This window comes from Pseudoalteromonas sp. SR41-1, assembly GCF_014164015.1.
GTDB classification, from domain to species: domain Bacteria; phylum Pseudomonadota; class Gammaproteobacteria; order Enterobacterales; family Alteromonadaceae; genus Pseudoalteromonas; species Pseudoalteromonas distincta.
On sequence record NZ_JACJEK010000042.1, the window covers coordinates 1 to 3200 of the forward strand.

General features: G+C 32.3%; 3 protein-coding genes and 2 pseudogenes. All 5 read left to right on the plus strand.

What is annotated here, in order from left to right:
• Positions 1-257: 257 nt before the first annotated feature.
• The 5 genes and pseudogenes from H5118_RS20295 (at position 258) to H5118_RS20315 (ending at position 3174) form a co-directional block, all read left to right on the plus strand.
• Positions 258-734 (plus strand): hypothetical protein, encoded by a 477-nt coding sequence (locus H5118_RS20295; protein WP_182749978.1) that lies wholly within the window; start codon positions 258-260, stop codon positions 732-734.
• A gap of 532 nt (positions 735-1266) precedes the next feature.
• Positions 1267-1440 (plus strand): annotated as a pseudogene (locus tag H5118_RS20300) (hypothetical protein); the annotation flags it as partial.
• Complete coding sequence (locus H5118_RS20305) at positions 1441-2124, plus strand: GAD-like domain-containing protein (RefSeq protein WP_182749980.1); 684 nt, start codon at positions 1441-1443, stop codon at positions 2122-2124. It abuts the pseudogene before it with no gap.
• A 108-nt stretch (positions 2125-2232) separates the two neighbouring features.
• Positions 2233-2403 (plus strand): annotated as a pseudogene (locus H5118_RS20310) (hypothetical protein); the annotation flags it as partial.
• A gap of 60 nt (positions 2404-2463) precedes the next feature.
• Complete coding sequence (locus H5118_RS20315; protein ID WP_182749983.1) at positions 2464-3174, plus strand: hypothetical protein; 711 nt, start codon at positions 2464-2466, stop codon at positions 3172-3174.
• The last annotated feature ends 26 nt before the right edge of the window (positions 3175-3200 follow it).

Consider the following 3200-nt stretch of genomic DNA (forward strand, 5'->3'; position numbering starts at 1 on the left):
GAAAAAACACCGCTTTGGGAAGACGTTCACGCTAACTACGAAACTGAAAATGAACGCATTCAGTTATCGAATTATCAGCGTGATCTTCAACTACGAAAAGTGAAATGATGTCTATGAATCACACAAATAAACAAACTAGACAACCATCCTAATTTTTGCATGCCGTTATTCTTAATATGACAACATCTAGTTCAAAGGAATTTATTCCTTTTTCTTATTTTCATCCAATTAGCAAGCTATATGAAAAGGTTTAAATTATGGTTAAAGATAAAAAACAGCTATTTAAGGCTATTAATGATGAGTCTATACTTATTAATCCCGAATTAATTTGGAGTGGGGAATTAATTCAGGATACTTGCCATACATGTGAAAATCCTGAGTTTCTTTTTAATATTTTTCTTACAACACCGGAAATGTTTCCGAAGCCGGAGCAGCTATTAATATTATGGTCTACAAATAGCAACTCTATAGTCGCATTTTTAAGAGAAGATAAGGTTTATATAAAATACTATCTAGAAGATGGTCCAAGTGAGTATGAAGTTTTAGGCAAAACATACCAGCAAATGATAAGTAATTTATTTGATTCTTTAATATTTCGAGAAGTAAAAGAGAAAGATTTGAAAGTTTTAGCTAATACCTTTAATTTTAAATATTTAGACGAATTAGCAAGTTTTATTTCAAGAAACGATGACTGGGAAGACAATACATCAAAGTTTATTTCTGAAATAGAATGATTGAACAATTTACTGAATCATGGTGTTAGTAATGATAGATTTTAAAAAAAATGATGTTCACATTGATTTGACTAAAATGGAAAAACATTTAGTGAGCTGGAAGAAAATAACAAATATACCCATCTTAATAATATAAACCTTCCTTTACTGGAAAGGCATAAGATATCCCGAGGGGAAATTAGTTAAAACTTACCACACATTTCACACGTTTATTTCATGGTTCAGTTAAGCGGCGATCATCACAAGCAAGTTACTGAAAAAACCTAAACAGAAAACGGCGAGCCAATATAAATAATTGTGAAAAGCTATTAGCATAGATCTTAAATTACTCAGTAGAAAAGTTGAAACTGCATCATGCAGTTATTTTTATGCGTGTAATTTAGGTTTAACAGCGGTAATGTTTTATTTAATGAGTGCTTTATGAATAACGATAGAAAAAGAGATAAACGCTGAGTAAAAAAAAGTAAATCTAATAATACAGTTTTGCTAGTTAAATTAGAGTGGGTGTCTAGTTAAGTTTCTTGACTTAGGTGATGCAAGTGTTAACCAATCAATTGGTTCCCAATGGAAAAATAAAGGGGTTAACGATATTGGAGATAAAGAGTCGTTGAGTCGAGTCGAAGCTATGGACGCTCAAGCTAAAAGTGCATTAGAAGAGTTGGGACCAGATGCAATGATGAATGTAAATTTACATAGGTGCAAATAAATGAATAAATTTTTCGATAACTTTTATAATTATAAAGGGTTTGGTCCAGCTATTAATTCAAGGCTACCAGATCAGGAAACACTTGATTTTTATAAAAATAAACTGCCAGAACGTTTAATAGAATACTGGAAAGAATATGGCTTCTGTGGGTGGGGAGATGGCATTTTTTGGCTAGTTAACCCTAGTGAGTACCATGACATTCTGCAAACGTGGTTGCAAGGAACTGAATTTGCTAAACGAGAAGAACAAGGTATCGATAGTTATTATGTTATTGGGCGAAGTGCGTTTGGAGATTTAATTGTTTGGGGTAACACATCTGGTCAGAGCATTGATATTAATTCAAATTTTGGAATGATTTTCCCAACCGATTACTCAGAGAAATTAAAAGAGCGAGGGGAGGAAAGAACAGTTGATTTATTTTTTGCTACCATGAGTAAGAATTCTTTAAATGAAAAAGACGTCGATGAGGAGTTATTGTTTGAAAGAGCCTGTAAAAAACTAGGTCTCTTAGAATTTGATGAAATGTATGCGTTCGTACCTGCATTGGCCTTAGGTGGCACAAACAAACTAGAAAATCTAAAAAAGGTAAAGGTTATTGAGCATTTAAACTTTTTAGCTGACTTAGGTGAAAAACGGGTAATGGCTGATATTGTTGCTATGTCAAATGAGTTACATAAAAAGTAGATATGATTTCAATAAGTTGTTAAATAAAAATATAAGTTGTGCATTTACACATTCCTTTAGGAACTAGCAAAAAAATAAACTTAGTAAGCCAACTAAAATCGTTACGGCGAATGGCGAGAGATGGAAAAGAACTGGGCTAAAGAATTGGATAAAGACAATAAAGTTGAAATTGAGGTATTGATTGAGTATGACAGCGACAAAAGTACCCCTAAGGTTATAAGTGCATTTACAAAAGTAGAAAATAGTACCCCTGAGCTAAAAGTTTTTCCAAATTATTAGGTAGATACATGTTTAAAGATATAGATGAGATTTATAATTATATTGGACAATCAATGTTCAATGTTCAATGTACTTCCCGATGAGTGGAGCAAGGCACAAAACTATGTGTTATTAGACAATCATGCATTGGGAATAATGAGCTTTATTAATCAATATCAAGTTAGTAATATTTCTTCGGTTTATGATTTCAGATTTGATAACAAGGATATTCTCAATATCATCACATCATACAAAGAGTTATTTGAGATTATGCAAAAGAATGAAAACGATGTGCCTTGGAATAAAGCGCGTTTTGAAATGACATCCGAAGGCGACTTCTCAATTGATTTTAAATATGATGAAGATTTCGCGTGGTACAAATCACTCGATATCGATAGTCAAGAATATGACGATCTTGATATAGAGGTTATAAATCAAATAAAGTCATGGGAAGGCTTGCCTGAAAGTTACCCTAGGTATTGGGCAAAAACGCTATTAGTGCTTCCAAATATTGATTCGTTAACGAGAGCAGATGTTTCTGCGTTTACTTTAAAACATAATAACTCAGCATTGTTGAAAGAGCACTGGCAAGATAAGTACTCCGATAATGCAATGCGCTTATGGGAAGAGGTCAAGCAAGCCTATAAAAATAAACTGGAAAGCAAGTACAGTATAGAAGAATTAATATTTGTCCTTAATTATGATTTTGCTGTTATGCCTTATCAAAACCCTGAGGAAGATGATTTAGGGTTTTATAAATGGATATTTATAGAAATTTCAAAACTAAGTTAAAAATATTTTAGTTTTTCATATTCTAT

Bases quoted from the DNA above. Each gene is read 5' to 3' on its own strand.
- H5118_RS20295 (WP_182749978.1), top strand. From the start codon at position 258: ATGGTTAAAGATAAAAAACAGCTATTTAAGGCTATTAATGATGAGTCT.
- H5118_RS20305 (WP_182749980.1), top strand. From the start codon at position 1,441: ATGAATAAATTTTTCGATAACTTTTATAATTATAAAGGGTTTGGTCCA.
- H5118_RS20315 (WP_182749983.1), top strand. From the start codon at position 2,464: ATGTTCAATGTACTTCCCGATGAGTGGAGCAAGGCACAAAACTATGTG.